6 protein-coding genes are annotated in these 5,398 nt (G+C 72.8%); 2 read left to right on the top strand and 4 right to left on the bottom strand.

Annotation, left to right across the window (positions count from 1 at the left end; translation table 11 throughout):
* Window positions 1-516 (top strand): aq_1923 C-terminal domain (locus MFF42_RS08020; protein ID WP_507763105.1); only part of this gene is annotated, 516 nt, incomplete at its 5' end.
* Between the two features lie 46 nt (window positions 517-562).
* Here MFF42_RS08020 and MFF42_RS08015 read toward each other — a convergent pair.
* The 3 genes from MFF42_RS08015 to MFF42_RS08005 form a co-directional block, all read right to left on the bottom strand.
* Window positions 563-2,008 carry a septal ring lytic transglycosylase RlpA family protein gene (locus tag MFF42_RS08015; RefSeq protein WP_238255269.1) on the bottom strand — a complete coding sequence of 482 codons (1,446 nt, stop codon included), beginning with the start codon at window positions 2,006-2,008 and terminating at the stop codon, window positions 563-565.
* A 267-nt stretch (window positions 2,009-2,275) separates the two neighbouring features.
* On the bottom strand, window positions 2,276-2,632 hold the full coding sequence (locus tag MFF42_RS08010) for a ribbon-helix-helix domain-containing protein (RefSeq protein ID WP_238255268.1): 357 nt from the start codon (window positions 2,630-2,632) through the stop codon (window positions 2,276-2,278).
* On the bottom strand, window positions 2,616-3,299 hold the full coding sequence (locus MFF42_RS08005; protein ID WP_238255267.1) for a division plane positioning ATPase MipZ: 684 nt from the start codon (window positions 3,297-3,299) through the stop codon (window positions 2,616-2,618). The genes MFF42_RS08010 and MFF42_RS08005 overlap by 17 nt, the downstream gene beginning before the upstream one ends.
* Before the next feature lie 359 nt (window positions 3,300-3,658).
* Between MFF42_RS08005 and MFF42_RS08000 the strand changes: the two genes are divergently transcribed.
* Complete coding sequence (locus MFF42_RS08000) at window positions 3,659-4,225, top strand: hypothetical protein (protein WP_238255266.1); 567 nt, start codon at window positions 3,659-3,661, stop codon at window positions 4,223-4,225.
* Window positions 4,226-4,340: 115 nt separating this feature from the next.
* Here MFF42_RS08000 and MFF42_RS07995 read toward each other — a convergent pair.
* On the bottom strand, window positions 4,341-5,398 hold a 1,058-nt coding region (locus MFF42_RS07995; protein WP_238255265.1), incomplete at its 5' end, for a hypothetical protein.

The following is a 5,398-nucleotide window of genomic DNA, read 5'->3' as shown; positions in this document are numbered from 1 at the left end:
GACCTCGACCTCGACGCCACGGCCGACACCGCCTGGAACGAGGACAAGCGCGAGCTGAGCTTCAAGGAGCTGTCGCTCTCCGGCAAGGATATGGGCCGCCTCCATCTCAACGCCACGCTCGGCGGCATCGGCCCCGAAGTGTTCGATCCCGACGCCGCGGTCTCGGGCTTCGCCATGCTCTCGGCCACCGCGAAGGCGCTGGACCTCACGCTGGAGAATGGCGGCCTGTTCGAGCGCTTCATCGACGCCCAGGCGAAGGTGCTGAGCCTCAAGCCGGACGAGCTGCGCAAGGAATACGTCACCGCGAGCGTGATCGGCGTGCCGGTGATCCTCGGCAACTCGGCCGCCGCCAAGGCGATCGGCGCGGCGATGGGCAAGTTCGTGGCCAAGCCCGGCATCCTCTCGATCAGCGCCAAGGCGAAGAACGGCGAGGGCCTCGGCATGGTCGATGTCAGCACCGCCCCGACCCCGGCGGCGGTCCTCGACAAGCTCGACGTGAACGCCAAGGCCGAGTAGGCGCTCCCGGCCGCCGCGTCCGGAGGCCGGCTCGATCGCGGCGGCGTCAGTTCGCCGCCGCCACCTGCGAGCGCCTCGGCTTGGCTCCGGACGGGCCGGGGCTTTGAGCGACGGCCGTTTTGGCGGCGGGCTTCGCGGCGGCCTTGGCGCCCGGTGCCGGGGCGGCGCCGGCGAGCTTGGCGATCGCCTGCTTCGAGGTGGCGGGCATGGCCGCCATGCGCGGGGCCGGTTCGGCGGCTCCGGCGCGGCCGGCGGGCTTGAACGCGCCCCTGATCTCGCCCTTGATCTCGCCCTTGGCCGCGACCTGCTGGACCGGTGACGCCTTCGTTGCCCCGGCCTTCATCGGCATCGCCTGCGCGGTGTGGATCGGCATGGCCGTGCCCTTGGCCGGCGCGGAGGCCAGGCGCGTCGGCGTGACCGGGAGCGGCGCCTCCTTGTGCCGGGCCGGGGGCGCGGCGCGACCGGCCTCGGCCACCATGCGCCGCGGCTCGGCGGCTGCAGGCTTGGCGACGGCGTTGTGGGCGGGTGCGGCGGCGAGCGCCACCGGCACCGGGCGGAACGGGGCGGTGCGGGCGGCGGTCGGCTGCAGGGCCGCCGGCACGGCGACCGCGGCGCTCGCCAGCACGACCGGCGCGGGCCGGGTCGGGCGGGTTGCGGGGCTCGCGCTCTCCGGCGCGTCGTCGTCGCGCTCGCCCACCGGGCGGAAGGCGAGCGCGCGGGAGGCACGTTCGAGCCGCTCGGGCGCGGGATCGGGCTCGGAGGGACCGAGATCGGCCATCATGACCGGCGCGCGCCCGATCGCGGCGGGGCTGCCGTCGGTGCGCAGGGTCGCGAGCAGCTTGCGGTCGTCGCTGCCGGCGATCGAGGCCTTTCCGGCATACTCGACCCGCACCCGCGCCGTGCCCCTGCGGTGGAAGTCGAGGGCGCGGGCCGCCTCCTCGGACACGTCCATCAGGCGGCCGGCATGGTAGGGGCCGCGGTCGTTGACGCGCAGGATCATCGAGTGGCCGTTGTCGAGGTTGGTCACCCGGACATAGCTCGGCAGCGGCAGGGTGGGGTGCGCGGCGGCGATGGAGTGGCGGTCGAAGACCTCGCCGTTGGCGGTGACGCGGCCGTGGAAGGCGCTGCCGTACCAGGAGGCGAGGCCCTCGCGGACGTAGCCGCGGGCGTCCTCGCGCGGGACGTAGGTCTTGCCCGCCACCACGTAGGGCTTGCCCGAGAAGCGCCGTCCGCCGCCCTTCGGGATCACGTCGCCCTCGTTGTAGAGGCGGCGGCTCGCCTTCACGCCGTATTTCGGATCGACCCCGTTGCCCGACGAGGATCCGGCGCCCGCGAGCTTGGCCGGGTTGTTGGCGCAGTTGGCGGTGGTCAGCGCGACCGCGCAGACCGCCAAGAGCTGCAGGGCCGGCCGCAGGATCGGCCGCGCGCCGCGCGCCGGATCCTCCGGGGTCTTCCCGCCCCGCGCCAAATCCCGTGGCATGACATGGGTCATGTCGCCCGCCCGCTCCCCGCCTACGCCACAGGCTCCCGCGAGACCGCGGAAAGCTGGGTCTCGGGAGATCACGCTACGCCCGACCGGAAGACGCCCGGCCGTCCCCAGAGGATCGTCCGGACGCGGTAAAGGAAGGCTGAACGGCGCGTTGGCGCCGCGAGCGAGCGGACACCGCGGGCGAGCGAGGTCCGGCAAGCCGTTCCCGGACCGAGGAAGGGACGGCGCGGTGCGGACGCGCTCCGCACCCGTCTGGGCGCCGCGCGCAGCTCAGCGCGGGTTCTCGCCCAGCACCTGCTCGATCGAGCGGGCTCCGCGCTGCTTGAACAGCAGGTCGAGCGCTTCAAGCATCAGGGCATGCATCTTGGTGCGCTCGGCGTAGGCCAGATCCCGGAGCTGGTCGTAGACCGGGGGCTCCAGATAGACCGACATCTGCTTGGCGCGCTCCTTGAGCGTCCCGGCCCGCGCGGAGAGCGGGGGCGACGCCGCGAGGTCGAGCTGGACGATCTCCGCACCCGAGGGCTTGTTCGCCTTCGCGGCCGGTCGGGCCCCGCCTTTGCGCGGCCCGTTGGCCGGGCCGGCGGCGGCGACGATCGAGGCGAGGTCGAGCTTAGGCGGCCTTGACATGCTTTCTCGCGTCCTTGCCCGTCGCCGCGGCCTTGCTCGGGCGCTGCCCCGTCGCCTGCATGCGGCGCTCGATCCAGCTCCAGAGCCGGCGCACTTCGCCCGCGGCCTGGCCCTTCGGGTTGAACTCGGTGACGCCCTGGCCGACGCCGATGGCGTCCTGGTGGTCGTTGCGCGCCACGATGTTGACGTCGGGCAGGATGCCGAGCACCGCCAGGCCGTCGGCGGCGTCGCGGATGCGGTAGGAGCGCGGCGGGGTCTGGTTCAGGACGAAGGCGAACTTCTTCTCCAGGCGGTAGACGGCGGCGAGCGTCGGCTTGAAGGCACGGAGGTCGGCGGGGGTCGGCCGGCACGGGATGATGCACAGATCCGCCGCGCGGATCGCCGAGAGCGTGCCGTTGGAATCGACGCCGGGGGTGTCGATGAACACGTAGTCGTAGGACGACTCGGCCAGCCGCTCCATCACGAGGTCGATCTGCGTGGCGTCGATCTGCGCCACCTCGGGGCCGTCGGCGGTGCGGTGATCGAGCCAGTCGGTGATCGTGGCCTGCCGGTCCATCTCCAGGATGCAGACCGCGTGTCCGGCTTCCTGCGCGGCGACCGCGAGCGAGATGCACAGGGTGCTCTTGCCGCTGCCTCCCTTCTGCGTGACGAACGTGATCGCTTTCATGCCGGCCACCCCACCGTTCTCGGTCTTTCGGGCGGTCCGGTCCTGTGATGCCGGGATGCCCAGATCCCGGATTTCGCCCAACATGGTTAACCGGCCGTTAAAGGTGAGTCGGCTGCCGCCCGTCACTGTGTTCACTTGAGGTTGGTTTTTTGTGGCGGTGCCACCTGGGCTCTTTACGAGGTCGGCAGAGTCGGCTTAACATAACTTAAGGCTGGTTCGGCCGTATAAATTCACCTCAGATTGCTTTTCAGGATCCGGTGCGGCGCCAAATGCTGCTCCGGTCGGGTGAATCCGCGGCTCGCCGATGAGCCCCGAACTGCGGCCGTTCGTGCCCGGAGACCATCTGCCGGTACCCCGAGATGACGGCTTTTGAACCTGACCTTCCTTCCGCCTTCGCCGGTTCCGCCTGCCTGGGGGCCTGGGCCCATGATCCGGCGACGAACCGTCTCGCGCTCTCGCCGATCCTGGCACGGCTGCTCGGCGTGCCGGGGGAGGCCGCGGGCGGGGCACCCCTGACGCTGGCTCTCGCGGCGGTGGAGGCCGAGGACGCCCTCCGCCTGGAGAGTGTCTTGCGGGCGGCGGTCGAGGATGGGCGTCCCTTCGAGGCGGAGTTCCGCACCCGCCCCGGGCCGGAGGGCGTGCGCTGGCTGCGCCTGATGGGACGATGCCGGCGCGATCCCGGCACGGGCGCGCGGACGACGCAGGGGCTCGCCTTCGACCTGACGGAGGAGCGCCGCCCCGTCGGTTCGGAGACGGACCAGGCCCAGCGGCAGGCCAACCGCCTCGCCGACCACGCGGCCGCGATGAAGGGTCTGGTGGCGGGCCTGCGCAATCCGCCGCTGGCCCGTCTGGTCGATGAGGTCGCCGTCGAGATCGGTCACGAACTCGCCCGCCGTCTTCGCGGCAGCGGCCGGCAGGTGCATTGAGCGGCGCTCGCCTTCCGTTTTGCCTCGTCATTTTCCCGGAAGCCGGCGGCCGCCTTTCGGGACGATGCTCGGCCGTCCGTGCCTCATCGCGACAATCGCGACGCGGCTCGGAGCATCACGGCGGCAGCGCGGAGGCTTCGAGCGGCGGCCGCAGGCGTGCCGGCGGCGCCGGGAACAGGAGAGGGCGCAGGGCCTGTGCCGAGTCCGGCACGGGACGCGCCAGGGCGGCCGCGAAGGCTTTTCGCAGGGCCGAGCAGCCGCGTCCCGGGACCGGTGCCGCCGACCCCGTCGCCGCGAGGGCCTCGACGGCGGCCCGCTTCGAGGGATCCTCCGCGGGCCTCAATCCGAGGGCGCGCGCGAGGATCGCGCGGCCGGCGGCGAGCTGTGTCCGGTCGAGCCGTGGCCGCGTCAGCACGGCGCCCGCCCCCTCCCTGGCCGCCGCGCAGACCCGCGCCCGGTCCGGATTCGGGCGCTGCATCGCCCGCAGGATCATCCGGCCGAGTTCGTCCAGGGCAGCGGGATCGGCGTCGGCGAGGCTTCGCGCCACCGCGTGGGCGGCCATCCGGCGGACGCCGTCCACCGCCTCCCCCTCCGGGCGGCCCCGGTGGTAGCCGTCGAGATACCACGCCGCGATCGGCGCGACGGTGCCCGGCGCACCCGCCTCCACCGCGTCCAGCAGCGGCACGTCGTGCAGGATCACACGGCGGACCCGCTCGGGCGTGTCGCCGTCGTCGAGGGTGGAGTCGGGAAAGCGGTAGGCATCGACGATGCCGGTGGCGACACCGGCCTTCACCAGGGTGTCGGCGTCGGGGATCATCAGGTCGTCCGGCCGGATCGTGAGGGCGGCATCGACGAAGTCGGCCCGCACGCCCGCGGCAAGGTAGGCGGCGCGCTCGGGCGCGCTGTCGACGGCGAACTCGCTGCCGACCGAGTCGGTCTCGTAGGGGGCGTGGAAGCCGAGCCGCGCATCCGCCAGGACAAGCCGCTCGCGCCCGCGCACGAAGGCCAGGGTGCAGGCGGAGACGCAGTAATCCGGCACGTAGGTGACGAGGCGGCGTTCCGCGATCAGCGCGCCGATGGCCGCGCCCTCATCGACCAGACCGCCCTCGCTGGTGAGGTGGATGCGCTCGACCGTTCGATGGGCGTCGAGGAGCCCGGCGAGCCGCTCGGCGG

Source organism: Methylorubrum podarium (assembly GCF_022179745.1).
In the GTDB taxonomy this organism is placed as follows: Bacteria; Pseudomonadota; Alphaproteobacteria; order Rhizobiales; family Beijerinckiaceae; genus Methylobacterium; species Methylobacterium podarium.
Note: the sequence above shows the minus strand (reverse complement) of the source record. Positions and strands in the feature narration are given on the sequence as shown.